The 25880-nt window shown below is 51.1% G+C and carries 21 protein-coding genes, 2 tRNA genes and 1 pseudogene; 10 read left to right on the top strand and 14 right to left on the bottom strand.

The features are described from left to right. Nucleotides 1–46 precede the first annotated feature (46 nt). Nucleotides 47–2803: a two-component sensor histidine kinase BarA gene (gene barA / locus CRI63_RS14675; protein WP_130207684.1), complete on the top strand. Its 2757-nt coding sequence runs from the start codon at nt 47–49 to the stop codon at nt 2801–2803. A 231-nt stretch (nt 2804–3034) separates the two neighbouring features. Here barA and gudD read toward each other — a convergent pair whose 3' ends face one another. From gudD to syd, 7 genes are all read right to left on the bottom strand, one after another. Next, nucleotides 3035–4375 (bottom strand): glucarate dehydratase, encoded by a 1341-nt coding sequence (gene gudD, locus CRI63_RS14670; RefSeq protein ID WP_130214541.1) that lies wholly within the window; start codon nt 4373–4375, stop codon nt 3035–3037. A gap of 20 nt (nt 4376–4395) precedes the next feature. Then, the gene (locus CRI63_RS14665; protein WP_135519941.1) at nt 4396–5736 is read right to left on the bottom strand and encodes an enolase C-terminal domain-like protein; all 1341 of its coding nucleotides are present in this window, start codon (nt 5734–5736) and stop codon (nt 4396–4398) included. Between the two features lies 1 nt (nt 5737). After that, nucleotides 5738–7090, bottom strand: coding sequence for a galactarate/glucarate/glycerate transporter GudP (gene gudP / locus CRI63_RS14660; protein ID WP_135407692.1), 1353 nt, complete (start codon nt 7088–7090; stop codon nt 5738–5740). A 433-nt stretch (nt 7091–7523) separates the two neighbouring features. Next, nucleotides 7524–7973, bottom strand: coding sequence for a flavodoxin (locus CRI63_RS14655; protein ID WP_135519939.1), 450 nt, complete (start codon nt 7971–7973; stop codon nt 7524–7526). 17 nt (nt 7974–7990) lie between these two features. Then, the gene (truC, locus tag CRI63_RS14650; protein ID WP_130214547.1) at nt 7991–8773 is read right to left on the bottom strand and encodes a tRNA pseudouridine(65) synthase TruC; all 783 of its coding nucleotides are present in this window, start codon (nt 8771–8773) and stop codon (nt 7991–7993) included. Further along, nucleotides 8773–9102 carry a YqcC family protein gene (locus CRI63_RS14645; RefSeq protein WP_130207692.1) on the bottom strand — a complete coding sequence of 110 codons (330 nt, stop codon included), beginning with the start codon at nt 9100–9102 and terminating at the stop codon, nt 8773–8775. Before CRI63_RS14645 ends, truC begins: the two co-directional genes overlap by 1 nt. Before the next feature lie 622 nt (nt 9103–9724). Continuing rightward, nucleotides 9725–10270, bottom strand: coding sequence for a SecY-interacting protein (syd, locus tag CRI63_RS14640; RefSeq protein WP_130214549.1), 546 nt, complete (start codon nt 10268–10270; stop codon nt 9725–9727). A 67-nt stretch (nt 10271–10337) separates the two neighbouring features. Here syd and queF point away from each other — a divergent pair, with 67 nt between their 5' ends. The 5 genes and pseudogenes from queF (at nt 10338) to xni (ending at nt 16976) form a co-directional block, all read left to right on the top strand. Continuing rightward, complete coding sequence (gene queF, locus CRI63_RS14635; RefSeq protein WP_135519937.1) at nt 10338–11186, top strand: NADPH-dependent 7-cyano-7-deazaguanine reductase QueF; 849 nt, start codon at nt 10338–10340, stop codon at nt 11184–11186. Nucleotides 11187–11298: 112 nt separating this feature from the next. After that, nucleotides 11299–12664 (top strand): annotated as a pseudogene (ppnN, locus tag CRI63_RS14630) (nucleotide 5'-monophosphate nucleosidase PpnN). 557 nt (nt 12665–13221) lie between these two features. Continuing rightward, on the top strand, nt 13222–14511 hold the full coding sequence (sdaC, locus tag CRI63_RS14625) for an HAAAP family serine/threonine permease SdaC (RefSeq protein ID WP_064528228.1): 1290 nt from the start codon (nt 13222–13224) through the stop codon (nt 14509–14511). A 57-nt stretch (nt 14512–14568) separates the two neighbouring features. Further along, nucleotides 14569–15936 carry an L-serine ammonia-lyase II gene (sdaB, locus tag CRI63_RS14620; protein WP_135519935.1) on the top strand — a complete coding sequence of 456 codons (1368 nt, stop codon included), beginning with the start codon at nt 14569–14571 and terminating at the stop codon, nt 15934–15936. A 284-nt stretch (nt 15937–16220) separates the two neighbouring features. Next, on the top strand, nt 16221–16976 hold the full coding sequence (xni, locus tag CRI63_RS14615; protein WP_135519933.1) for a flap endonuclease Xni: 756 nt from the start codon (nt 16221–16223) through the stop codon (nt 16974–16976). Nucleotides 16977–17029: 53 nt separating this feature from the next. On the opposite strand, the gene rlmM is transcribed toward xni, so the two are convergent. The 4 genes from rlmM to CRI63_RS14595 all read right to left on the bottom strand — a co-directional run bounded on the left by rlmM (nt 17030) and on the right by CRI63_RS14595 (nt 20033). Beyond that, nucleotides 17030–18130, bottom strand: a complete 1101-nt coding sequence (gene rlmM / locus CRI63_RS14610) for a 23S rRNA (cytidine(2498)-2'-O)-methyltransferase RlmM (RefSeq protein ID WP_135519931.1) — start codon at nt 18128–18130, stop codon at nt 17030–17032. Next, the gene (locus tag CRI63_RS14605; RefSeq protein ID WP_000203905.1) at nt 18123–18518 is read right to left on the bottom strand and encodes a DUF423 domain-containing protein; all 396 of its coding nucleotides are present in this window, start codon (nt 18516–18518) and stop codon (nt 18123–18125) included. The genes rlmM and CRI63_RS14605 overlap by 8 nt, the downstream gene beginning before the upstream one ends. 18 nt (nt 18519–18536) lie before the next feature. Beyond that, the gene (gene gcvA / locus CRI63_RS14600; RefSeq protein ID WP_130207706.1) at nt 18537–19454 is read right to left on the bottom strand and encodes a glycine cleavage system transcriptional regulator GcvA; all 918 of its coding nucleotides are present in this window, start codon (nt 19452–19454) and stop codon (nt 18537–18539) included. A 351-nt stretch (nt 19455–19805) separates the two neighbouring features. After that, complete coding sequence (locus CRI63_RS14595) at nt 19806–20033, bottom strand: YgdI/YgdR family lipoprotein (RefSeq protein ID WP_000750396.1); 228 nt, start codon at nt 20031–20033, stop codon at nt 19806–19808. A gap of 192 nt (nt 20034–20225) precedes the next feature. Here CRI63_RS14595 and csdA point away from each other — a divergent pair, with 192 nt between their 5' ends. After that, nucleotides 20226–21431: a cysteine desulfurase CsdA gene (csdA, locus tag CRI63_RS14590; protein WP_135519929.1), complete on the top strand. Its 1206-nt coding sequence runs from the start codon at nt 20226–20228 to the stop codon at nt 21429–21431. Continuing rightward, nucleotides 21431–21874 (top strand): cysteine desulfurase sulfur acceptor subunit CsdE, encoded by a 444-nt coding sequence (gene csdE / locus CRI63_RS14585; RefSeq protein ID WP_131162401.1) that lies wholly within the window; start codon nt 21431–21433, stop codon nt 21872–21874. The genes csdA and csdE overlap by 1 nt, the downstream gene beginning before the upstream one ends. Before the next feature lie 56 nt (nt 21875–21930). Here the strand turns inward: csdE and tcdA are convergent, their stop codons facing one another. Then, nucleotides 21931–22737: a tRNA cyclic N6-threonylcarbamoyladenosine(37) synthase TcdA gene (tcdA, locus tag CRI63_RS14580; protein ID WP_000117724.1), complete on the bottom strand. Its 807-nt coding sequence runs from the start codon at nt 22735–22737 to the stop codon at nt 21931–21933. Nucleotides 22738–22975: 238 nt separating this feature from the next. Continuing rightward, entirely contained in the window at nt 22976–24073 is a 1098-nt protein-coding gene (gene mltA / locus CRI63_RS14575; RefSeq protein ID WP_135519927.1) for a murein transglycosylase A, read from the bottom strand. Between the two features lie 208 nt (nt 24074–24281). Between mltA and CRI63_RS14570 the strand changes: the two genes are divergently transcribed. Both CRI63_RS14570 and CRI63_RS14565 read left to right on the top strand, forming a co-directional pair. Then, nucleotides 24282–24358, top strand: a tRNA-Met gene (locus CRI63_RS14570). Between the two features lie 34 nt (nt 24359–24392). Next, nucleotides 24393–24469: transfer RNA gene (locus CRI63_RS14565), tRNA-Met, on the top strand. Nucleotides 24470–24543: 74 nt separating this feature from the next. Here the strand turns inward: CRI63_RS14565 and amiC are convergent. Then, nucleotides 24544–25797, bottom strand: a complete 1254-nt coding sequence (gene amiC, locus CRI63_RS14560) for an N-acetylmuramoyl-L-alanine amidase AmiC (RefSeq protein WP_044189882.1) — start codon at nt 25795–25797, stop codon at nt 24544–24546. Nucleotides 25798–25880: the final 83 nt, after the last annotated feature.

Here is a 25880-nt window from a genome sequence, read left to right as displayed (position 1 = left end):
TTCTCAATTTAACAGTGTGACCTTAATTGTCCCATAACGGAACTCCATGACCAACTACAGCCTGCGCGCACGCATGATGATTCTGATCCTGGCGCCGACCGTCCTTATTGGTTTATTGCTCAGTATCTTTTTCGTCGTGCATCGCTATAACGACTTGCAGCGTCAACTGGAAGATGCCGGTGCCAGCATTATTGAGCCGCTTGCAGTTTCTACTGAATATGGCATGAGCCTGCAAAATCGCGAATCTATCGGTCAGTTGATAAGCGTTTTGCATCGTCGCCATTCTGATATTGTTCGCGCCATTTCAGTTTACGATGAAAATAACCGACTCTTTGTCACCTCCAATTTTCATCTCGACCCTTCAGCAATGCAGCTCGGTAGTAACGTGCCATTTCCGCGCCAGCTCACTGTCACACGTGATGGCGATATTATGATTTTGCGTACGCCGATTATCTCCGAGAGTTATTCTCCCGACGAATCGCCCATTAGCGATGCCAAAAATAGTCAGAATATGCTGGGGTATATTGCCCTTGAGCTGGACCTTAAATCGGTGCGCTTACAGCAATATAAAGAGATTTTTATTTCCAGCGTGATGATGCTGTTTTGTATTGGTATTGCGCTTATTTTTGGCTGGCGACTCATGCGCGATGTAACCGGCCCGATTCGCAACATGGTGAATACTGTCGACCGCATCCGCCGAGGACAACTCGACAGCCGGGTGGAAGGATTTATGCTCGGCGAGTTGGATATGCTGAAAAACGGCATTAACTCGATGGCAATGTCTCTGGCGGCTTATCACGAAGAGATGCAGCACAATATCGACCAGGCGACGTCTGATCTGCGTGAAACGCTGGAGCAGATGGAAATTCAGAACGTTGAGTTGGACCTGGCGAAAAAGCGCGCCCAGGAAGCGGCGCGTATTAAGTCCGAGTTTCTGGCGAATATGTCACATGAGCTGCGTACACCGCTGAATGGAGTTATTGGCTTTACCCGCCTGACGCTGAAAACAGAATTAACACCAACGCAGCGCGATCACCTGAACACGATTGAACGCTCGGCAAATAATTTGCTGGCAATTATTAATGATGTTCTCGACTTCTCGAAACTGGAAGCGGGCAAGCTGATCCTGGAAAGTATTCCGTTCCCGCTGCGCAGCACGCTGGATGAAGTGGTTACTCTTCTGGCGCATTCTTCTCACGATAAAGGGCTGGAATTGACGCTCAATATTAAGAGCGACGTGCCAGATAACGTGATAGGCGATCCGCTGCGTTTACAGCAAATCATCACTAACCTGGTGGGGAATGCGATTAAATTCACCGAGAATGGCAACATCGATATTCTGGTGGAAAAACGAGCGCTGAGTAATACCAAAGTTCAGATTGAAGTGCAGATCCGCGATACCGGTATTGGCATTCCTGAACGCGATCAATCGCGCCTGTTCCAGGCCTTCAGGCAGGCAGATGCCAGTATTTCACGCCGTCATGGCGGCACCGGGCTGGGGCTGGTAATTACGCAAAAACTGGTTAATGAGATGGGCGGAGATATCTCGTTCCATAGCCAGCCGAATCGTGGCTCAACCTTCTGGTTCCATATTAATCTCGATCTGAACCCGAATATTATTATTGAAGGACCATCCACCCAGTGCCTCACAGGCAAACGCCTGGCTTATGTCGAACCGAACTCGGCAGCCGCGCAGTGCACGCTGGATATTTTAAGCGAAACACCGCTTGAGGTGGTCTACAGCCCAAGCTTCTCGGCCCTCCCTCCCGCGCATTACGACATGATGTTGTTAGGGATTGCGGTGACTTTCCGCGAACCGCTAACGATGCAACATGAGCGGTTAGCGAAAGCAGTGTCGATGACCGATTTTCTGATGCTCGCCCTTCCGTGCCATGCACAGGTCAATGCCGAAAAGCTCAAGCAAGATGGTATCGGCGCGTGTCTGCTGAAACCCCTGACGCCTACACGTCTGTTGCCTGTACTGACCGAGTTTTGTCATCAAACACAAAATACGCTGTTGCCTGTCACCGACGAAAGTAAGCTGGTAATGACGGTTATGGCTGTTGATGATAACCCAGCAAACCTGAAACTTATCGGCGCATTGCTGGAAGACATGGTTCAGCATGTGGAGTTGTGCGATAGCGGACATCAGGCGGTTGAACGAGCAAAACAGATGCCGTTCGATTTAATCTTAATGGATATTCAAATGCCGGACATGGACGGCATTCGTGCATGCGAACTTATCCACCAGCTTCCGCACCAGCAACAAACGCCAGTCATCGCGGTGACTGCACATGCGATGGCTGGGCAAAAAGAGAAATTACTTGGCGCGGGGATGAGCGATTATCTGGCGAAACCGATAGAAGAAGAGCGATTGCATAATTTGCTGCTGCGCTACAAACCCGGCAGCGGCATTTCTTCCCGCGTTGTGACGCCAGAAGTGAACGAAATTGTGGTGAACCAGAATGCGACTCTGGACTGGCAACTGGCGCTACGCCAGGCCGCTGGCAAAACCGATCTGGCGCGCGATATGCTGCAAATGTTGCTCGATTTCCTGCCTGAAGTTCGCAACAAAGTTGAGGAACAACTGGTTGGGGAAAATCCAGAAGGCCTGGTTGATTTGATTCATAAACTGCATGGCAGTTGCGGCTATAGCGGTGTACCGCGTATGAAGAATCTCTGTCAACTTATCGAACAACAGCTACGAAGCGGTACTAAAGAAGAAGATTTGGAGCCGGAGCTACTGGAATTGTTGGACGAGATGGATAATGTGGCACGCGAAGCCAGTAAAATTCTTGGGTAATAAACGTCTTGTCGAGTAGCAATCGGCTTTTTATGAAGCTGGTTTCAGATTGGTGACAAAGTGCCTGTGTTTATGCCGGATGCGGCGTTAACGCCTTATCCGGCCTACAAAACCAATTAAATTCAATGAATTAAAAAATTATGTAGACCTGATACGTAGCGCAACAGGCAATTTTGCGTTTGGCATCAGTCTCAAACCGGCTCCTGACAGAGCCGGTTTTTGTTTTCTGTCTTAACGCACCATGCATGGACGCTTGTTATCGAACGTCCAGCCAGGAATCAGGTACTGCATCCCCATCGCATCATCACGCGCGCCAAGCCCGTATTTCTGATACAGCTCGTGGGCTTTCATCACTTGATCCATATCGATTTCTACACCCAGCCCCGGTTTTTCTGGCACCTGAACCAGACCGCCTTTGATCTCAAACGGTTCTTTGGTCAGGCGCTGATTACCTTCCTGCCAGATCCAGTGTGTATCAATAGCAGTAATTTTACCCGGTGCAGCAGCGGCAACATGGGTAAACATCGCCAGGGAAATATCGAAGTGGTTGTTAGAGTGTGAACCCCAGGTCAGGCCAAATTCATGGCACATTTGCGCCACACGTACCGAACCCTGCATCGTCCAGAAATGCGGATCCGCCAGCGGGATATCAACGGATTGTAACGAGAGCGTATGGCCCATCTGCCGCCAGTCGGTGGCTATCATATTGGTTGCAGTCGGCAGGCCAGTTGCGCGACGGAACTCTGCCATCACTTCACGCCCGGAGAAACCTTGCTCCGCACCACACGGATCTTCTGCATAAGCCAGCGAACCTTTCAGGTATTTACCAATTTTAATCGCTTCGTTCAGCGACCAGGCACCGTTAGGATCGAGCGTAATACGCGCCTGCGGGAAGCGTTGCGCCAGTGCCACAATAGACTCGGCTTCTTCTTCCCCGGCCAGTACACCGCCCTTCAGTTTGAAATCGTTGAAGCCATATTTTTCATACGCCGCTTCCGCCAGACGCACCACCGCATCCGGCGTCATCGCTTCTTCGTGACGAAGACGATACCAGTCGCATTTGTCATCCGGCTGGCTTTGATACGGTAACGGTGTGGCTTTGCGATTGCCGACAAAGAACAGATAACCGAGCATTTCGACTTCGCTACGCTGTTGACCATCGCCCAGCAGGGATGCCACGTTAACCCCAAGGTGTTGCCCAAGCAGATCCAGCATTGCCGCTTCTATCCCGGTTACCACGTGGATAGTGGTACGCAGATCAAAAGTCTGTAAACCACGCCCGCCAGAATCACGATCGGCAAAAGTATTACGTACCAGCGTCAGAACGTTTTTGTATTCACCCAGCGTTTTACCTACCACCAGCGGAATCGCATCTTCCAGCGTTTTACGGATTTTCTCGCCGCCGGGAATTTCCCCTACGCCAGTGTGACCAGAATTATCTTTGATGATCACAATATTACGCGTGAAGAACGGTGCGTGTGCGCCACTCAGATTCATCAGCATACTGTCATGACCCGCCACCGGGATGACCTGCATTTCAGTAACAACAGGCGTCGTAAATTGAGAATTCATATTTATGTCCTTTTTCAGAATCAATGACGGCCGAAAACGGGACGTTTACGGTCAAAGGTCCAGCCGGGGATCAGGTACTGCATCGGGCCTGCGTCGTTACGCGCGCTGCCAGGCAGACGTTTATAGGCTTCGTGAGCTTTCTGTACCTGTTCCCAGTCCAGTTCCACGCCCAGACCAGGCGCATCAGGAACGGCAATTTTTCCGTTTTTAATCTCCAGCGGATTTTTGGTCAGGCGACAATCGCCCTCCTGCCAAATCCAGTGGGTATCGATAGCGGTAGGATTACCCGGTGCCGCCGCGCCCACATGGGTAAACATCGCCAGAGAGATATCAAAGTGGTTATTAGAATGGCAGCCCCAGGTCAGCCCCCAGTCGTCGCAAAGCTGCGCCACGCGGACTGCTCCAGAAAGCGTCCAGAAGTGCGGATCGGCAAGTGGAATATCTACCGCATTGAGCATCACCGCATGACCCATTTCGCGCCAGTTGGTGGCGATCATATTGGTCGCGACGGGCAAGCCGGTCGCCCGCCGAAACTCCGCCATCACTTCGCGACCGGAGAAACCCTGTTCTGCGCCGCATGGATCTTCGGCATAGGTAAGAACATCATTCAGCCCTTTGCACAAAGAAATGGCTTCATCAAGCAGCCAGGCACCGTTGGGATCAACGGTAATCCGCGCATCCGGGAAGCGTTTCTTCAATGCACGAACAGTGTCGATTTCTTGCTCGCCAGGTAATACGCCACCTTTGAGTTTGAAATCTTTAAAGCCATAGCGATCCTGTGAGGCTTCCGCCAGACGCACAACGGCTTCGCTGTTCATCGCTTTCTGGTGACGCAACTGATACCACTCATGGTTGCCTGGTGTACTGTCCAGATAAGCAAGATCGGTTTTAGTCCGATCACCGATATAAAACAGATAACCGAGGACGGTAATAGCATCGCGTTGCTTGCCTGGGCCAAGCAGTTCACAGACCGGAACATTCAGCGCCTTACCTAACAGGTCGAGCAAAGCGGCTTCCAGCGCCGCCACGGCGTTAACGCGTAATTCAAAGGTCCAGGCACCTTTGCCGAAGGTATCAAAATCGGCGGCCTGATTACCTTTATGCACCTGCTGGACCACTTTATTCAGTCGCGCGACTTCCTGGCCCAGAACCATCGGAATAGCATCGGCAAGCGTTTGATAAATCACCTCTCCGCCCGGCGCTTCACCAATGCCGGTATTTCCGGCATTATCGGTGAGTACCACAATGTTGCGGGTGAAATATGCGTTATGTGCACCACCAATATTGAGCAACATGCTGTCATGTCCGGCGACCGGAATGACTTTCATATCAGTAATGACTGGACTGGATTGTGTCGTCATCTTATTGCCCCGCGACAGGTTTCAGCTCAATACGTTTAATATCGCCCACCAGCACCAGGTAGCTCAGCACCGCGATTAAGGCATGAACACCAACATAAATCAGCGCTCCATTAAAGGAGCCAGTCGTGCCAACGATATAACCAATTGCGATTGGCGTGACGATACCGGAAATGTTACCGAACATATTGAACAGGCCGCCGGAAAGACCGCTAATCTCTTTCGGCGCAGTATCTGCCATTACCGCCCAACCCAGCGCCCCGATGCCTTTACCGAAGAAGGCCAACGCCATGAAACCGATGATCATCCACTCAACATCGACGTAGTTACAGAACACCATCACCATCGACAGCAACATGCCCATCACGATCGGTGTTTTACGCGCAATGTTCAGCGAGCCCGTGCGGCGCATCAGCCAGTCGGAAATAATCCCCCCCAGCACGCCGCCGATAAAACCGCAAACAGCAGGAACGGAAGCCACAAAGCCCGCTTTCAGAATCGACATCCCGCGCGCCTGCACCAGATAAACCGGGAACCAGGTAATAAAGAAGTAAGTCAGGGCATTGATACAATACTGACCGATATAAACACCGATCATCATCCGCGAACCGAGCAGCTGTTTGATCTGCCCCCACTTCACGCTGAACGGCACTTTAACTTTGGTGTTTTGCTGATCCATATTGATCAGCGCGCCGCCAGCGGCGATGTACTCCAGCTCTTTCTGATTTACACCCGGATGCTGGTTTGGCTCGTGGATGACTTTCAGCCAGAAAAAACTGATGACAATGCCCAAACCGCCCATAAAGAAGAAGACGTGTGACCAACCCACTTCATGAGTCAGCCAGCCCATAATCGGCGCGAAGATCACCGTTGCGAAGTATTGGGCGGAGTTAAAAATCGACACCGCCGTTCCCCTTTCCTGCGCCGGAAACCAGGCCGCAACAATGCGACTGTTGCCAGGGAAAGATGGCGCTTCAGCAAGCCCGACCAGGAAGCGCAGCGTAAACAGGGCAACGATAATGCCGAATCCACTAAAGATATCGACGAAGCCTTGCAGCAAGGTAAACATCGACCAGATAAAGATTGACCAGAAGTAGACGCGTTTTGAACCAAAACGATCCAGCAACCAGCCACCAGGGATCTGCCCGATAACATAAGCCCATGAGAAAGCAGAGAACACATAGCCCATACCCACTGGGTCAAGGCCGATATCTTTGGCCATTTCCGAACCGGCGATCGAGAGCGTAGCGCGATCGCCGTAGTTGAAAGATGTGACGATAAACAGCATCACCACTATCCAGTAACGAGCATTCGTGCGTTTTTCCACACTGCTCGCAGCCTGACTTAAAGAACTCATTGTTGCACTCCTGAAAATTCGCGTTAGCCACGCTCACTCTGGACTGCGACATCGCCAGGAAATCAGAGGTGACGTAGGGTGTTTTTGCCGTTTTTATAGGTCGTTCGCCGAATGCGGCGCGTGTTTATATCTGGCAATAGCAGTATAAAAAGCGCGCCATAGCGGCTCACCGTGCAACAACACAACATTAATGCGTTCAATGAGGCTCGATTTTGGCATTAGCCCTGGACGGTGGAATCCACTTCACGGAAATGAAAACAAGAACAAGAAAGGAAGGGTTAAATCGGAGAAATAAAGAAGAGTATGAAATAGATCGCTTGACTCCAGGCAAACGCCAGTAAAAATCCGCGCTATGAAGCAGTTTTTACTGGCATTTGCCTGAAAAGATTCGATTCAGCACCGCTAAAACGGCATTTACCGCTCGCTCAACATATCAGGACAACAGCGTGCCCCAATGTTCGACCCACGGATTTGATTCCGTTTCCGGTTCCGGGTTTTCACTGGCATCAATCAGCAGCATTTCCCCTATTCGCTGCGCGCTCTGTTCCTGTAACAAGGCATCGAACTGTTTGCCGCCGTTGCAGAAATTCACATAACTGCTGTCGCCGAGCGCAATCACGCCGTAACGCAGGTTCGGCTGGAAACCAAGGTTATCCTTTATGCCCAGAAAGAGTGGCACAATGCTATCAGGAAGGTCGCCCTGCCCGGTCGTGGACGTAACTACCAGAACATACTTGTCCTGATAAGGTAGCCAGTCGCTTAATTCTGGGTCTTCAAACACCGTTGCTTTGTGGCCCTGCGCGGTCAGAATCGCTTCCGCTTCTTCGGCCACTAGCAGTGAATTCCCGTACATGGTGCCTACAAAAATACCAATTTCCGCCATACCGTTTTCTCCCTGGATTAGGAACTTATCTCATCATCCTGACCCGATGGCGCGCTGAACTCAACCCTTTCATTTTCAGGAAGCAGACCGCGCCAGCCAAATTGTGATAATGCCTGCATCCAGGTGTCGTCCAGACCAGCGTGGATAGTCAGCGGCTCGCCAGTAAAAGGATGCGTCAATGACAACTTACTGGCGTGCAACATTAACCGCTGGAGGCCAAAATGTTCAGCCGCGCTGCGATTCTGGCGCAAATCGCCATGTTTGCTGTCGCCAATAATCGGATGGCGCAAATGGGCGAGATGGCGACGAAGCTGATGTTTGCGTCCGGTTTTCGGCTCCAGTTCCACCAGACCGTAGCGTGTCGTCGGGTAACGCCCGGTCGCGACTGGCATTTCAACCGTCGCCAGACCGCGATAATGCGTCACTGCTGGCTGCGGGCCTTTATCTTCGCGGGCATACTTATCGGCGATTTTATCCAGTTCTTCCACCAGCGGATAATCCAGCACCGCTTCTTCCATCAGCCAGCCACGCACAATCGCATGGTAACGTTTCTGGATTTGGTGCTGTTCAAACTGTTGCGCTAACAGCCGTCCGGCCTCGCTGGATAATCCCATCAGCAATACGCCGGAAGTCGGTCGGTCCAGCCGATGCGCGGTAAACACGTGCTGACCAATCTGGTCACGTACGGTTTGCATGACCACCACTTTTTCGTCGCGATCCAGCCAGCTGCGGTGAACCAGCCAGCCAGACGGTTTGTTAACCGCAACCAGCCATTCATCCTGGTAGAGTATTTCCAGCATCAGTTTGTATCATCCGCAAAAAGCGCATCCAGTTTTTCCAGCTCCGCCAGAATAAGCGCGCGCTGGGGGTGGTCCGTCGCCAGCGCCATTTCATAATACGGCGCCACGGCGAAAGCCCCTGGCAATGGCTGATTATTATCTAAGAGATCGTGCATTCGTGGGATCAGTACCCATTGCAACCACTCCAGTGGCTCCATCGTATCCATAAAGAAAGGTTGGGTACTGTTAAATTGATGCGGCTGCGGTTCATCGCTCCGCCAGTGCTGATGTTCACGCAGTAATGTTTCAAGTGCCTGCAACTGAAGACGAACGCGGTCATGAGTGGTCATAAAACAACCTCAAGAAGAAAAAAACTGCCGCGAAGGATAGCAGGAATAAAAAAAGGGAGCACTGTATTAACAGTGCTCCCGGTTCGTTTCGCAGCATTCCAGCTACTTTTGTTGCTCCCTGCTCATCCTTGACAACTTTTCCTGTGGCCTTGCGACCAATCGTTCATCCTGAACTAATGCTTCCTGCTCACACCACCCCGATGTGATACTTCATCCTGAAGTGTCCCTGGCCTTCCTGACCCACCGAATCATCCTGACCGGTTCTCATTCTCCGTCCTGGAGGTGTCCTTTAACGCATCCAGCGTTTTCCTCTTCGCTTCATCCAGAAGCCTTTCCCTGAAACACCATCCTGGCGTGTCCTTTAGAAGTGTCATCATCCTGATGTTCACTTCGTTGTCTGACTCCCTGTCGACGAAGATAGAATCGTCTTTTTCACTGAGTCTTACAAGGCGCTTACAGACAATGCCTTAAGGAAAATTTCATACGAAAGTTAAGGATGCTCAGTCAACTCATTGATTTAAAATAGAAATATGATTCTTATCTTTTTAAGTATTCACTTACTTTCTGGCGATCTCCTACAGGGTCTGTAAGAGATCTCTCACAACCAGACGGGGTAATTGGATTACAGAAGAGGCTTAAGCTGCGTAAGGAATTCCGCAAGATTTGAGGCTAAATGGGTACGATTCCGCGTACCCAGCGTCTCTTTGCATACTTCGCCAGAGAGATTACACACCGAAATCACTTCCAGCTCTTCTTCCAGTGTGGCGATAAATAACGTGGGGGGCAGTTTCAGACGTTTCTGGGTAACCAGATGTCCAATCAGGTTTTCCTGCACCCGGCGGAAGTCGTCTTCGCTCCAGGTTTGCAGTAATGTCAGTTTGATATCGCCAAACTGCGCATGCATATCCCCGGCAAGCTGGGTCGTATAGAAGGTATGAATTGCGGGTTGTATCACAATATCAAACGCACGCTCAACCGCGTTTACATTTTGCTCACCGCTAAACGGCTGCGGTTGCCAGAACACAGCATCATTAGTGGTTGAAATAATGCACGGTGAAGGAACGCCATACAGCTCCTCGCTTAACGGCCAACTATTGTGCTGTTCGTGCCAGGCATCGCAGTAACGCGTGGTAAAATCTCTCAAGGCTTGTGCGGTCAATTCGTCCACTAATTTCTCTCTTCACTTAAACCAGATACACTTGTCGTTTAGTTTATCTGGTTTATGACGGTGAAACATGTCTTCTTATGCAAACCATCAGGCACTTGCGGGCCTGACTCTTGGAAAATCAACCGATTACCGGGATACCTATGACGCCAGCCTGCTACAAGGCGTTCCACGTAGTTTGAATCGCGATCCGCTGGGCCTGAAAGCAGATAATCTGCCTTTTCACGGTACGGATATCTGGACGCTATATGAACTCTCCTGGCTGAATGCGAAAGGTTTGCCGCAGGTTGCCGTGGGTCATGTTGAACTTGATTACACCAGCGTAAATCTCATTGAGTCGAAGAGTTTTAAGCTCTATCTCAACAGCTTTAACCAGACACGCTTTAACAATTGGGAGGAAGTGCGCCAGACGCTGGAGCGCGACTTAAGCACTTGCGCCCAGGGTAACGTTAGCGTGGCGTTATATCGTCTTGATGAACTGGAAGGCCAGCCGGTGGGGCATTTCAACGGCACCAGCATTGATGACCAGGATATCGCTATCGATAACTATGAATTCACCACTGACTATCTTGAGAATGCCACCAGCGGCGAGAAAGTGGTGGAAGAAACTCTCGTTAGCCACCTGCTGAAATCAAACTGCCTGATTACTCATCAACCAGACTGGGGATCTATCCAGATTCAGTATCGTGGACACAAGATTGACAGGGAAAAACTGCTGCGTTATCTGGTTTCTTTCCGTCATCATAACGAGTTCCATGAACAGTGCGTAGAACGCATTTTTAATGACCTGTTACGCTTCTGCCAGCCAGAGAAATTAAGTGTTTACGCACGTTATACCCGTCGTGGCGGTCTGGACATTAACCCGTGGCGCAGTAACTGTGATTTTGTCCCATCGACAACCCGTCTGGCACGGCAATAAAATTTTTTCTCAATTTTGCGTGCTGGATTCACGCATAAGGTTGTGAAAGGTCATCAGGCAGGGCTATTGTAATCAAAGGGAATGACGATAATCGTCCCATAAGGAGTTTTTCTTGATTACACATATTAGCCCGCTTGGCTCCATGGATATGTTGTCGCAGTTGGAAGTTGACATGCTTAAACGCACCGCCAGCAGCGACCTCTATCAACTATTTCGCAACTGTTCACTCGCTGTTCTGAACTCCGGTAGCCTCACCGATAACAGCAAAGAATTGCTGTCCCGTTTTGAGAATTTCGACATTAACGTGCTACGCCGTGAACGCGGCGTTAAGCTAGAACTGATCAATCCCCCGGAAGAAGCTTTTGTCGATGGGCGTATCATTCGCGCCTTGCAGGCCAACTTGTTCGCTGTCCTGCGCGACATTCTCTTCGTCTATGGGCAAATCCATAACACCGTTCGTTTTCCAAATCTGAATCTCGACAACTCTGTTCACATTACCAACCTGGTTTTTTCTATCTTGCGCAATGCTCGCGCGCTGCACGTGGGCGAAGCGCCCAATATGGTGGTGTGCTGGGGTGGTCACTCCATCAACGAAAACGAGTATTTGTATGCCCGTCGCGTTGGTAATCAGTTGGGGCTGCGTGAGTTAAATATCTGCACTGGCTGTGGTCCAGGCGCGATGGAAGCACCGATGAAAGGCGCGGCGGTCGGACACGCCCAACAGCGTTACAAAGACAGCCGTTTTATTGGTATGACTGAACCATCGATTATCGCTGCTGAACCGCCTAACCCGCTGGTTAACGAACTGATCATCATGCCGGATATCGAAAAAACGTCTGGAAGCGTTTGTCCGTATCGCCCACGGCATCATTATCTTCCCAGGCGGTGTGGGTACAGCGGAAGAGCTACTGTATTTGCTGGGAATTTTAATGAATCCGGCCAACAAAGATCAGGTCTTGCCATTGATCCTCACCGGCCCGAAAGAGAGTGCTGATTACTTCCGCGTACTGGACGAGTTTGTCGTGCATACGTTGGGAGAAAACGCGCGCCGCCATTATCGCATCATCATTGATGACGCTGCAGAAGTAGCCCGTCAGATGAAAAAAGCGATGGCGCAGGTGAAAGAAAACCGTCGCGATACGGGCGATGCCTACAGCTTTAACTGGTCAATGCGGATTACGCCAGATTTGCAAATGCCGTTTGAGCCGTCTCACGAGAATATGGCTAATCTGAAGCTTTACCCGGATCAGCCCGTTGAAGTGCTGGCTGCCGACCTGCGTCGTGCATTTTCTGGCATTGTGGCGGGGAACGTAAAAGAAGTCGGCATTCGCGCCATTGAAGAGTTTGGGCCATACAAAATCAACGGTGATAAAGAGATCATGCGCCGTATGGACGACCTGCTTCAGGGGTTTGTTGCCCAACATCGTATGAAGTTACCAGGCTCTGCCTACATCCCTTGCTACGAAATCTGCACCTAATCCTCCCTTCCCCGGTAACGTTTGTTGCCGGGTTTTTCTCTTTTTTGGTCGCTCACTAATCAATCTATTTCATTTGTTATATGAATGTTTCAGAGCGTCATCATGTCATTAATATCACCACCTGCAATATGTCATACAATTTATGTTGTAGCGCAAACGTTTCCCTTCATTTGAAGACCGCATTTTATCTCCGCAAAAAAGAAAATACTGCAATCATTAACTAAAAGTATTGATTTTTGCAGTTCAACCTACATATATTGCGCGCCCCGGAAGAGGTCAGATGTCGTTAATCTGCCAAATATTGCCCTTAAATTCTCTTTTACTTTTGATTTACAGAGTAAAGCGTTGGGATTATCTATCTTCCAAGTAGATTATTGTATTTGAGATCAAGATCACTGATAGATACATAACTTGTGTGTATCTTTCCGCCCTCAAATTATTACGGCGGAAAATGATTAAGCCATCGCCGATAGACAGATTTCATTTTTACGGCCAGGCACCTTCCCGGGCTGAACTGGCTAAAAGCTGAATTATTTGCATTCCTCCAGGAGAAATAGATGGAAACGACTCAAACCAGCACGATTGCGTCGAAAGACTCTCGCAGTGCCTGGCGCAAGACAGATACCATGTGGATGCTGGGCCTTTACGGCACGGCAATCGGCGCGGGCGTGCTGTTCCTGCCAATCAACGCCGGTGTTGGCGGTATGATCCCGCTGATCATCATGGCTATCCTTGCGTTCCCGATGACGTACTTTGCGCATCGTGGCCTGACTCGCTTCGTGCTGTCTGGTAAAAACCCAGGCGAAGACATCACCGAGGTAGTAGAAGAACACTTTGGTATTGGCGCAGGTAAACTGATTACCCTGCTCTACTTCTTCGCTATCTACCCGATTCTGCTGGTTTACAGCGTGGCAATCACCAACACGGTTGAAAGCTTCATGTCTCACCAGCTGGGTATGACGCCGCCGCCGCGTGCGATTCTGTCACTGATCCTGATCGTGGGTATGATGACCATCGTTCGCTTCGGTGAGCAGATGATCGTTAAGGCGATGAGTATTCTGGTATTCCCGTTTGTTGGCGTACTGATGCTGCTGGCTCTGTACCTGATCCCGCAGTGGAACGGCGCAGCACTGGAAACTCTGTCTCTGGACACTGCATCTGCAACCGGAAACGGTCTGTGGATGACCCTGTGGCTGGCAATTCCGGTAATGGTGTTCTCGTTCAACCACTCTCCGATCATCTCTTCTTTCGCCGTTGCGAAGCGTGAAGAGTACGGCGATATGGCAGAACAGAAATGCTCGAAGATCCTGGCATTCGCTCACATCATGATGGTGCTGACCGTAATGTTCTTCGTATTCAGCTGCGTACTGAGCCTGACTCCGGCAGACCTGGCTGCGGCTAAAGAGCAGAACATCTCGATTCTGTCTTACCTGGCTAACCACTTTAACGCGCCAATCATCGCGTGGATGGCTCCGATTATCGCGATTATCGCTATCACCAAATCCTTCCTGGGCCACTACCTGGGCGCACGTGAAGGCTTCAACGGTATGGTGATCAAATCACTGCGTGGTAAAGGTAAGTCTATCGAAATCAACAAGCTGAACCGTATCACTGCGCTGTTCATGCTGGTAACGACCTGGATTGTTGCCACCCTGAACCCGAGCATCCTGGGTATGATTGAAACCCTGGGCGGCCCAATCATCGCGATGATCCTGTTCCTGATGCCGATGTACGCCATTCAGAAAGTACCGGCAATGCGTAAATACAGCGGTCACATCAGCAACGTATTCGTTGTCGTGATGGGTCTGATTGCAATCTCCGCAATCTTCTACTCTCTGTTCAGCTAAGTCCTTTCGCGCCGCTTTCGGGCGGCGCTTCCTCCGTTTTAACGCGATGTATTTCCTATGATTAGCGTATTCGATATTTTCAAAATCGGCATTGGCCCTTCCAGTTCTCATACCGTTGGACCAATGAAAGCGGGTAAACAATTTACCGACGATCTGATTGCCCGTAACCTGCTTAAAGACGTGACCCGCGTGGTGGTTGACGTGTACGGCTCGCTCTCTCTGACCGGCAAAGGGCACCACACTGATATCGCCATTATTATGGGCCTGGCAGGGAATCTGCCGGATACCGTGGATATCGATTCCATCCCTGGTTTTATTCAGGATGTGAATACTCACGGTCGCCTGATGCTGGCAAACGGTCAGCACGTAGTCGAGTTTCCGGTTGATGAATGCATGAACTTCCATGCCGATAACCTTTCTCTGCATGAGAACGGCATGCGCATTACCGCGCTGGCGGGCGATAAAGTTGTTTACAGCCAGACGTATTACTCCATCGGCGGTGGCTTTATCGTTGATGAAGAGCATTTTGGCCAGCAGGATAGCGCACCGGTTGAAGTTCCATATCCGTACAGTTCTGCTGCCGATCTGCAAAAACATTGCCAGGAAACCGGGCTGTCACTCTCTGGTCTGATGATGAAAAACGAGCTGGCGCTGCACAGCAAAGAAGAGCTGGAACAGCACCTGGCGAACGTCTGGGAAGTGATGCGTGGCGGTATTGAACGCGGTATTTCCACCGAAGGCGTGTTGCCGGGCAAACTGCGCGTTCCACGTCGTGCCGCGGCACTGCGCCGGATGCTGGTCAGCCAGGATAAAACCACCACTGACCCGATGGCGGTTGTTGACTGGATCAACATGTTCGCACTGGCAGTGAACGAAGAGAACGCTGCGGGCGGTCGTGTGGTGACTGCGCCGACTAACGGTGCGTGCGGGATTATCCCGGCAGTGCTGGCGTACTACGACAAGTTTATCCGCGAAGTGAACGCTAACTCACTGGCTCGTTACCTGCTGGTAGCCAGCGCCATTGGTTCTCTTTATAAGATGAACGCGTCGATTTCTGGTGCCGAAGTGGGTTGCCAGGGTGAAGTTGGCGTAGCGTGCTCAATGGCGGCGGCGGGTCTGGCAGAACTGTTAGGCGCAAGCCCGGCGCAGGTGTGCATCGCGGCGGAAATCGCTATGGAGCATAACCTCGGCCTGACGTGTGACCCGGTTGCTGGACAGGTTCAGGTACCGTGCATTGAGCGTAACGCCATTGCGGCAGTGAAAGCGGTGAACGCCGCGCGTATGGCACTGCGCCGTACCAGCGAACCGCGCGTCTGCCTCGATAAAGTTATCGAAACCATGTACGAAACAGGTAAAGACATGAACGCCAAGTACCGCGAAACATCTCGCGGCGGTCTGGCAATGAAGATCGTTGCCTGCGATTAATCGCTCTCCAGAGGCCTCGTTTTGCGAGGCCTCACATTGTTGAGAATGTGCCTGTTGTTTATGTCGGATGCGGCGTAAATGCCTCATCCGACCTACAAAATAGTGCAAATTCAATAGATTGCAATTATTTTGTAGGCATGATAAGCGTAGCGCATCAGGCAATTTGTCGTTGTCATCAATATCAGATCTCGTTTTGCGAGCCCTCTTCCTGTTTTCTCATCCAGTCGTAGCCTGTTCCGGTGACCAATGTTACCCTTATCGCCTGATCTTTAAGGGGGAATATTGTGGCTGTTCATTTGCTTATCGTCGATGCACTGAATCTTATTCGTCGCATTCATGCCGTGCAGGGTTCACCCTGCGTCGAAACCTGCCAGCACGCCCTTGATCAACTTATTATGCACAGCCAGCCAACTCATGCGGTTGCCGTATTCGATGATGAAAACCGCAGTAGCGGCTGGCGTCATCAGCGCCTGCCTGATTACAAAGCGGGTCGCCCGCCAATGCCGGAAGAGTTGCACAACGAAATGCCCGCGTTACGCGCAGCCTTTGAGCAACGCGGTGTCCCGTGCTGGTCAGCACGCGGCAACGAAGCCGATGACTTAGCCGCCACGCTGGCGGTCAAAGTGACACAGGCCGGGCATCAGGCAACCATCGTTTCGACAGATAAAGGCTACTGTCAGCTACTTTCACCTACATTACGTATTCGCGATTACTTCCAGAAACGTTGGCTGGATGCACCGTTTATCGATAAAGAATTTGGCGTTCAACCGCAGCAATTGCCCGATTACTGGGGGCTGGCGGGGATCAGCAGTTCAAAGGTGCCAGGCGTTGCGGGAATTGGGCCCAAAAGCGCCACGCAGTTGCTGGTCGAGTTTCAGAGTCTGGAAGGGATCTATGAGAATCTGGAAGTGGTTGCCGAAAAGTGGCGCAAGAAATTAGAAGCCCATAAAGAGATGGCGTTCCTGTGCCGTGATATCGCCCGCTTACAGACTGATTTGCATATCGACGGCAATTTACAGCAGCTAAGACTTAAACGCTGATAAACCAATGCCGGAAGCAGACAGTTATAGCTTCCGGCACACGGAGTCAGCGATTAGCGCTCGTCGCGACGACCACCTACCGCAGCCCAGATGCGACGGACATGCACCGTCACTTCTTCGCGATCGTGATACAACTGACGCGCCTGAATCTGGGCGTTAATGCCATGTTCATCAAGCTGTGCCTGAATGTACGCCAGATTGTGTGACACTTCTTCGTAGCGTTTTTTCATCGGCAATTTAAGGTTGAAGATAGTTTCACGACACCAGCCATTAACCAGCCACTGCGCCATCAAAGCCGCGACCTTCGCCGGTTTTTCCACCATGTCACACACCATCCACGAGATATTGCTACGTGTCGGGCGGAATTTAAAACCATCTTCCCGCAGCCACGTTACTTGTCCAGTATCCATCAGACTTTGCGCCATCGGGCCGTTATCAACGGAGTAAACCCACATGTTGCGCTTCACCAGTTGGTAGGTCCAGCCGCCCGGGCAAGCGCCCAAATCCACCGCCCACATCCCGTTCGCCAGGCGTTCATCCCATTCATCCGCAGGAATAAACACATGAAATGCCTCTTCCAGTTTGAGTGTGGAACGACTTGGTGCATCTGCCGGAAACTTCAGGCGCGGAATGCCCATATAGAACGGCGAGTTATTATTGCTGTAAGAGTAGCCGGTATAACAGCAGCCTGGCGCGATAAAGAACACATGCACCACTGGACGCTTCGGCGTTTCATAGCTCGCCAGGACGCCCGCATCACGCAAGGCAGCCCGTAACGGTACAGTAAATTTGCGGCAGAATTTCAGTAACTCTTTACTTTCGTTGGTGTCCGCGACTTCAACACGCAGTTCGCCGCCCTTCTCTACCACACCCTGCAACATGCCAACTATGGGCGTAATGCGGTCTTCCTGCGGTAAATGCTGGAGCAGTTCTCCCACTACAAACCACTGGCGGGCAAAAATTAATGAACTGAACGGCAGCTCACGGATTAACTTATCGCCATCATCAGGTTGATAACATTCATAAATCACATAACCCGCATTCTCTTTCACGCGGGCAAAACCGAAAATTTCCCGCTGGCCGGCTTTATCGGTAATTTCTGCGGCGCACTCTTTTTCAAAGCCCGGACGGCACAACAATACAACTTTATTCATGACTTACGCCCTTGCGCTTTAAACGGATAGCACCAACTAACATTAACGCCCAGCCCGCGAGAAAACTCACACCGCCGACCGGAGTGACAAACGCCCACAAACGCAGATGAGACAGCGCCAGGCAATAAAGGCTGCCGCTGAACAGCACCGTACCTAGCGCCAGAAAGACGCTACTCCAGTAAAACCAGATACTGATGCGACGTTGCATTGCCACCGCCAGACCTAAAATTGCCAGCGTATGAAATGCCTGGTATTCGAGGCCGGTCTGGATCCAGCCCATTTCAACGGCGCCCATGGTTTTACTTAAAACATGCGCACCAAAAGCACCCAGAGCGACAAAAATGAAGCCGCTAATGGCGGCGAAAATCAGCATAAAACGGCTGGTCATGGTCGTACCCTACATAAATTATTGTTCATAACGAAAGCGGAATTTTTCTTGTTCAGCAGCGGCTTTCGCCAGGATCCATTGGCGAAAGGCGGCTATTTTACCCAGTTCTGCCTGGCTGTCATGACATACCAGATAAAACGCATTTTTACTGACCAATACGTCATTAAACGGGCAAACAAGGCGTCCGGCCTCGATTTCAGATTGCGCCATCACGTTATTTGCCAGCGCCACACCCTGCCCGTGAATGGCAGCTTGTAGCACCATGGCGCTATGGCTGAAGATAGGCCCTTGCTGAACGTTAATATGAGTCAGCCCCAACTGGCGGGTATATGTCTGCCAGTCTCGCCGGGATGCATCGTGTAATAACGTATGTTTAGCCAGATCTTCCGGCGTCTTCAAGGATTTCTCACCGGTTAATAGTAAAGGCGAACACACTGGCAACAGGTATTCGGCGTAAAGCTTTTCCACCCGCAGCCCCGGCCAGTTGCCTCGGCCATAAAATATCGCCACGTCGACATCATCCGCCAGTTTATCTTCCTGTCGGTCGACCGCCTGGATTCGAACGTCGATTCCCGGATAAGCTGAATTAAAGCTGGAAAGTCGCGGTACCAGCCAGTGGATGGCAAAACTGGGGAGTAAGCTGACCGTCAATGCCCCTTTGGCGCTACGGGCCTGGAGTTTACGCGTCGCTTCGGTTAATTGCGAAAATATCTCTTTGATATCGAGAAAATAGCTTTGCCCTTCCTCGGTCAATAGAAGTGAACGATTACGGCGGCGGAACAGTTTTAGCCCCAAAAAATCCTCAAGGGACTTGATTTGATGACTTACTGCGGCCTGGGTCACAAAAAGCTCTTCTGCTGCACGCGTGAAGCTTAAATGGCGGGCTGCGGCATCAAAAACTCGTAAGGCATTTAGCGGTGGTAATCGTTTAGACATGGCTTTTAAACTTTGATGTTAAATGAATTTAACAATTAGATCACGCTGTGTAACCTATTAGTTTTTTTAATCTGAGCCATTATAAATTGTCCGTTGAGCTTCTACCAGCAAATACCTATAGTGGCGGCACTTCCTGAGCCGGAACGAAAAGTTTTATCGGAATGCGTGTTCTGGTGAACTTTTGGCTTACGGTTGTGATGTTGTGTTGTTGTGTTTGCAATTGGTCTGCGATTCAGACCATGGTAGCAAAGCTACCTTTTTTCACTTCCTGTACATTTACCCTGTCTGTCCATAGTGATTAATGTAGCACCGCCTAATTGCGGTGCTTTTTTTTTACCTTGCGATCGCGAATTACTGATCCAGTTCGACCATCTCTTTCACGTCGGTACGGTTGATCTGCTGTTTGTTGCCATTAGCGTCTTTATAAGAAATCATACCGGTTTCATCATCCGTCATCGGTTTGCCGTCAGCAACAATGGTGCGCCCATCGTTGGTGTGCATGACATAATTTGAACCGGAGCAGGCGCTAAGGGCAAAAGTCAGCATACAGGCAGAGATAATTGCGGCGGTCTTTTTCATCTTCTTCTCCTTAAAGCGATTATTAGCTCGCAATGAAAATCAATTAACAGGCTAAAATTTGCACCTGACACTATTCAGCATATGTCACTGCTGCGGTTTCGCCTGGATATCCAGACAATTCCGATGGTTAGCACTCACCTTGTATCAAAGTGAATTTTGCGTCACGATCGGCGAATCAAGCCGAGGAGTCTCATGAACGTTTTTAATCCCGCGCAATTTCGCGCCCAGTTTCCCGCGCTACAGGATGCGGGCGTTTATCTCGATAGTGCAGCGACCGCACTCAAACCCGAAGCTGTGGTTGAAGCAACCCGGCAGTTCTATAGCCTGAGCGCCGGAAACGTCCATCGCAGCCAGTTTGCCGAAGCCCAACGCCTGACCGCACGTTATGAAGCTGCACGGGAAAAAGTAGCGCAATTGCTAAATGCACCGGATGATAAAACTATCGTCTGGACGCGCGGCACCACCGAATCCATCAACATGGTGGCACAATGCTATGCCCGTCCGCGTCTGCAACCGGGCGATGAGATTATTGTCAGCGTGGCAGAGCATCACGCTAACCTCGTTCCCTGGCTAATGGTTGCCCAACAAACCGGAGCCAAAATAGTGAAACTGCCGCTTAATGCGCAGCGGTTGCCGGATGTCGATTTATTGCCGGAGTTAATTACTCCCCGTAGTCGAATTCTGGCGTTGGGCCAGATGTCGAACGTCACTGGCGGTTGCCCGGATCTGGCGCGAGCGATTACCTTTGCTCATTCAGCCGGGATGGTGGTGATGGTTGATGGTGCTCAGGGCGCAGTGCATTTCCCTGCCGATGTTCAGCAACTGGATATCGATTTCTATGCTTTCTCTGGTCACAAACTGTATGGCCCGACGGGTATCGGCGTGCTTTACGGCAAACCAGAACTGCTGGAAGCGATGTCGCCCTGGCTGGGCGGCGGCAAAATGATTCACGAAGTGAGTTTTAACGGCTTCACTACTCAATCCGCGCCGTGGAAACTGGAAGCAGGAACGCCAAATGTCGCTGGTGTCATAGGATTAAGCGCAGCGCTGGAATGGCTGGCAGATTATGATATCGACCAGGCAGAAAGCTGGAGCCGTAGCCTGGCGACGCTTGCAGAAGACGCTCTGGCAAAACGTCCAGGCTTTCGTTCATTCCGCTGTCAGGACTCCAGCCTGCTGGCCTTTGATTTCGCGGGTGTTCATCACAGCGATATGGTGACGCTACTGGCGGAATATGGTATTGCCCTGCGCGCCGGGCAGCACTGTGCTCAACCGCTGTTGGCAGAATTAGGCGTAACCGGCACTCTGCGCGCCTCTTTTGCGCCATATAATACAAAGAGTGATGTGGATGCGCTGGTGAACGCCGTTGACCGCGCGCTGGAATTATTGGTGGATTAATGACAAACCCGCAATTCGCCGGACATCCGTTCGGCACAACCGTTACCGTAGAGACGTTACGCGATACTTTCGCGCCATTGACGCAATGGGAAGACAAATATCGCCAGCTGATTATGTTGGGGAAACAGCTGCCTGCGTTGCCAGACGAATTAAAAGCCCAGGCCAAAGAGATTGCCGGATGTGAAAACCGCGTCTGGCTTGGATATAACGTCGCAGAAAACGGCAGGATGCATTTCTTTGGTGATAGCGAAGGGCGCATTGTGCGCGGTCTGCTGGCCGTATTGCTGACTGCCGTTGAGGGCAAAACCGCCGCCGAGTTACAAGCACTGTCGCCGCTGGCATTGTTTGATGAGCTGGGATTGCGTGCGCAACTTAGCGCCTCTCGCAGTCAGGGATTGAATGCGTTAAGCGAGGCAATTCTCGCTGCGGCGAAGCAAGCTTGATGTTACACAGATCCTGGTCGGATAAGACACACCAGACGTCGCATCCGACCTAATGTTTACCCCTGGCGCGCCGCTTTCGCCATCATCTTCTTCAGCGCATGAGAAACCGCAACAAACCCAAAGGTGGCGGTTACCATCGTCGCCGCGCCAAATCCTGAGGCACAATCCATCCGCTTTGGCCCTTCCGCCGTGGCTTTCATTGCACAGACCGTGCCGTCTGACTGCGGGTACACCAGTGCTTCGGTAGAGAACACGCAATCCACGCCGAGCTTACCTTTACTGTTTTTCACCACGCCGAAATCGCTTTTCAGGCGCTCGCGCAGCTTCGCCGCCAGCGGATCCTGAATCGTTTTCGCCAGATCGGTAACCTGAATCTGCGTCGGATCAATCTGCCCACCAGCGCCACCGGTCGTGACTAGCGGAATTTTATTGCGCCGACAATAAGCAATCAGCGCCGCTTTGGGTCGCACGCTATCAATGGCATCAATTACATACGAATAACCTGCACTCATGTATTGCGCTACGTTATCCGGCGTCACGAAGTCATCTACTACTGTTACACGGCACTCAGGGTTAATCTGGCGAATGCGCTCCGCCATCACTTCTGCTTTTGCCAGCCCGACGTTATCGCGCAGGGCGTGAATTTGTCGATTGGTATTGGTGACGCACACATCATCCATATCAATAAGCGTTATAGCGCCAATCCCCGTTCGTGCCAGCGCTTCCGCCGCCCAGGAGCCGACGCCACCGATACCGACCACACAAATATGCGCATCAGCAAACAGTTGCAACGCTTTTTCACCATATAGACGCGCAGTGCCACCAAAACGCTGACGCCATGCATCACTAATTACAACAGACATAGCACCTCAGAATTAAAAAGGGCGAGGTTATCCCTCACCCTAAAAGCATAAATGCCTGATGCGCTACGCTTATCAGGCCTACATAACTCCTGCAATATATTGAATTTGCATGATTTGTAGGCCGGATAAGGCGTTCACGCCGCATCCAGCATGAACAACGCGCACTTAGTTAACAATCAAAGGACGAGGTTATCCCTCACCCTGTCATATCCGTTAAAACGGCATACAGAATATCACATCAGCCGCTAAAGACGTTACCTGCCCCTGGGGCCGTTTTCAGCACCCAGACACGGCCATAATGGTTATACCAACCTGCGCGGTGCCCGGCTTCTGGTCCAATCCCCTGGTAGATATCGAAGTGTTGGCCTTTGATTGCACCACCGACATCCAACGCCACCATCAAACGCAGTTCGTACTGACCGTTAAATTTGCCGTTATTATCCAGCTGAGGAACTTCTGCCAACAAGGTAGTGCCTGGAGGAATGAGCGAGCGATCGGAGGCCACCGAAGCACGACCAACCAGCGGCACCGCACTTGCTCCTTTCACCGGTGCAAAAGACTGAGGTTTAAAGAAGACGAAAGACGGATTCTGCTCCAGCAGTTCGCGAACTTCGGCTTCACTGTGTGTTTCCCCCCAGTGACGAATCGCCTGCATCGACATATCTTCTTTTTTCACTTCACCACGATCGATTAGCACCTTGCCAATACTACGGTAGGCATGACCGTTCTTTCCGGCATAGCTGAAGAAGTTAAGCGGGCTGCCATCACCAAAATCAATATACCCGCTACCCTGCACATCCATAATGAAGTTATCCATCAGAGAGTTGCTGTAAGCGAGGATATATTTATCGCTCAATGCTCCGGCGTAGATCTCCGCGCGAGACGGCAAACGCCCACGTTTTGGCGGCATACGGTAAATAGGATACTGGAACTCGCCCTGACGAGTATGGCGCGCCTGAATCACCGGAGTGTAATAGCCCGTAAACTGCACGTTACCGTAATTATCCGCACCTTCCATCTGCCAGGCGTCAATGCCGAACTGGCGCATATTGCGGGTATCACCGCCCGCACGCAGCCACTCCTGCACGGCGTTATAAACGCTACTCTGGTTGCCATACAGACGCGGCGACGCGTTACGGATATGGTTAATTTGTTCAGCAAAATCACCGGCGTTAATCGGCGCGCCAACAGCATCTGGTTGGTTCACCAGAGAGAAAGGCTGGGTAAATTTCCCGTCTTTATATTGCTGTCCGCGATCGGTTGGTTTGGAGGAGCAGGCGGCCAGTATCGTCACAACCGCGCCCATAAGAAGGTACTTTACCCAACGTCCTTTCATTGTTCTCTTCTTCAGGTTAAAAAATAAGGCGTTAATGAAGATAACAAACCGCCGCCTTTAATGAAATCCGTAGTGTTCCCCGATGCAAATTTTGTACAAAAAATAGACTTCAATGCTTTGTTTTTGTTCAAAATCATGCCAAATCCGTGATCAGAGTAAAAAAAAGGTTGCATGAAAACGCGAGCGGAGTATAGTGCGCATCCACGGACGCGGGGTGGAGCAGCCTGGTAGCTCGTCGGGCTCATAACCCGAAGGTCGTCGGTTCAAATCCGGCCCCCGCAACCAATTAAAATTTGATGAAGTAATAGCAGTACGGTGACGCGGGGTGGAGCAGCCTGGTAGCTCGTCGGGCTCATAACCCGAAGGTCGTCGGTTCAAATCCGGCCCCCGCAACCAATTATTGAACACCCTAACGGGTGTTTTTTTGTTTCTATTCTCCCATAAAAAAAGCGCCATTCAGCGCCTTTTTATCATCCCCTTCTCGCCAGTGTCGCCCCATCGGCAAAATACGCTTTAATTCCCGCAAGAATAGACTCCGCAACTTCCTGCTGGAAAGTCGCCGTTTTCAATTTGCGCTCTTCCTCAACGTTACTGATAAACGCCGTTTCGACCAGAATGGAGGGAATATCTGGCGCTTTCAGCACAGCAAACCCGGCCTGCTCAACCTGATTCTTATGCAGTTTGTTGATTTTCCCCAGCTTATTTAGCACGGCCTTACCAAACTTCAGGCTGTCGGCAATGGTCAACGACTGCACCATATCGAACATGGTGTGGTCGACATAGCGGTCGCCGCTTTTGCTCACGCCACCAATCAAGTCCGAGGCGTTCTGGGTTTGCGCCAGATATTTTGCCGCAGTACTGGTTGCGCCTTTGGTAGAGAGCGCAAACACCGAGGAACCGCTCGGCTGGCGACTGGTAAAGGCGTCGGCATGAATAGAGACAAACAAGTCAGCACGCTGTTTCTGTGCTTTTGCTACGCGCACTTGCAACGGAATGAAGATATCTTCATTACGCGTCATGTAAACCTTCATATTGCCCTCTTTCTCGATCAGAGAGCGCAGACGGCGAGCTATTTGCAATACCACGTCTTTTTCGCGCGTTTTGTATTTCCCCACCGCGCCGGAGTCTTCGCCGCCGTGGCCAGGGTCGAGCATAATGACAATCGGACGATCGCGCCCGGCCTTGCCTGGCTGTGGGCCACTCTGCGCTGGCGGCACCTGCTTTTCGAGGTCGCCTTTGTTGTAATCTTCCAGCAGCGCCAGCAATGGGTCTTGCATGTCCTGAGCATTGGCCGGATAAAGGTCCATCACCAGACGTTCTTTAAACCCGGCGACCGGCGCGAGAGCAAACATCTGCGGTTTTACATTTTGCTTTAACTCAAAAACCATCCGCACGGTTTGCGGATCAAATTGGCCGACGCGTGCCGACTTGATGAACGGGTCGTCAGCGCGGATTTGCGCAGCCATCCCCTTGAGCACCGAGTTCAGGTTGACATCTTCGATATCCACCACCACGCGTTCAGGGTTACTCAACGCGAACTGCTTATATTTCAGCTGACGATTTGATTCTACCGTCACGCGGGTGTAGCTGGACGCAGGCCAGACGCGCACCGCCACGACCTGGCTGACCGCAGCCAGACTCACCTGACTTACGCTCAATAGCCACATGGCGCCCGCGCCTTGCAGTAAACGACGACGGCTGATTGCAGTGTTGGATCCTGACATGCCTCTCCCGAGCAAAAGAAATCTAAGCTGTGTAACAAGTAAACGACCAATTTGACCGGAAACTTTAGCGAAAGACGCATAAT

Source organism: Escherichia sp. E2661 (assembly GCF_004745185.1).
Taxonomy (GTDB): domain Bacteria; phylum Pseudomonadota; class Gammaproteobacteria; order Enterobacterales; family Enterobacteriaceae; genus Escherichia.
The sequence above is the reverse complement of the archived record's forward strand: the minus strand, read 5'-3'. Positions and strand labels throughout refer to the sequence as shown.

Bases quoted from the DNA above. Each gene is read 5' to 3' on its own strand.
- barA (WP_130207684.1), top strand. From the start codon at position 47: ATGACCAACTACAGCCTGCGCGCACGCATGATGATTCTGATCCTGGCG.
- gcvA (WP_130207706.1), bottom strand. From the start codon at position 19,454: ATGTCTAAACGATTACCACCGCTAAATGCCTTACGAGTTTTTGATGCC.
- CRI63_RS14655 (WP_135519939.1), bottom strand. From the start codon at position 7,973: ATGGCGGAAATTGGTATTTTTGTAGGCACCATGTACGGGAATTCACTG.
- CRI63_RS14605 (WP_000203905.1), bottom strand. From the start codon at position 18,518: ATGACCAGCCGTTTTATGCTGATTTTCGCCGCCATTAGCGGCTTCATT.
- sdaB (WP_135519935.1), top strand. From the start codon at position 14,569: ATGATTAGCGTATTCGATATTTTCAAAATCGGCATTGGCCCTTCCAGT.
- csdA (WP_135519929.1), top strand. From the start codon at position 20,226: ATGAACGTTTTTAATCCCGCGCAATTTCGCGCCCAGTTTCCCGCGCTA.
- CRI63_RS14595 (WP_000750396.1), bottom strand. From the start codon at position 20,033: ATGAAAAAGACCGCCGCAATTATCTCTGCCTGTATGCTGACTTTTGCC.
- rlmM (WP_135519931.1), bottom strand. From the start codon at position 18,130: ATGAATAAAGTTGTATTGTTGTGCCGTCCGGGCTTTGAAAAAGAGTGC.
- tcdA (WP_000117724.1), bottom strand. From the start codon at position 22,737: ATGTCTGTTGTAATTAGTGATGCATGGCGTCAGCGTTTTGGTGGCACT.
- gudD (WP_130214541.1), bottom strand. From the start codon at position 4,375: ATGAATTCTCAATTTACGACGCCTGTTGTTACTGAAATGCAGGTCATC.
- queF (WP_135519937.1), top strand. From the start codon at position 10,338: ATGTCTTCTTATGCAAACCATCAGGCACTTGCGGGCCTGACTCTTGGA.
- gudP (WP_135407692.1), bottom strand. From the start codon at position 7,090: ATGAGTTCTTTAAGTCAGGCTGCGAGCAGTGTGGAAAAACGCACGAAT.
- mltA (WP_135519927.1), bottom strand. From the start codon at position 24,073: ATGAAAGGACGTTGGGTAAAGTACCTTCTTATGGGCGCGGTTGTGACG.
- amiC (WP_044189882.1), bottom strand. From the start codon at position 25,797: ATGTCAGGATCCAACACTGCAATCAGCCGTCGTCGTTTACTGCAAGGC.
- CRI63_RS14665 (WP_135519941.1), bottom strand. From the start codon at position 5,736: ATGACGACACAATCCAGTCCAGTCATTACTGATATGAAAGTCATTCCG.
- sdaC (WP_064528228.1), top strand. From the start codon at position 13,222: ATGGAAACGACTCAAACCAGCACGATTGCGTCGAAAGACTCTCGCAGT.
- csdE (WP_131162401.1), top strand. From the start codon at position 21,431: ATGACAAACCCGCAATTCGCCGGACATCCGTTCGGCACAACCGTTACC.
- truC (WP_130214547.1), bottom strand. From the start codon at position 8,773: ATGCTGGAAATACTCTACCAGGATGAATGGCTGGTTGCGGTTAACAAA.
- CRI63_RS14645 (WP_130207692.1), bottom strand. From the start codon at position 9,102: ATGACCACTCATGACCGCGTTCGTCTTCAGTTGCAGGCACTTGAAACA.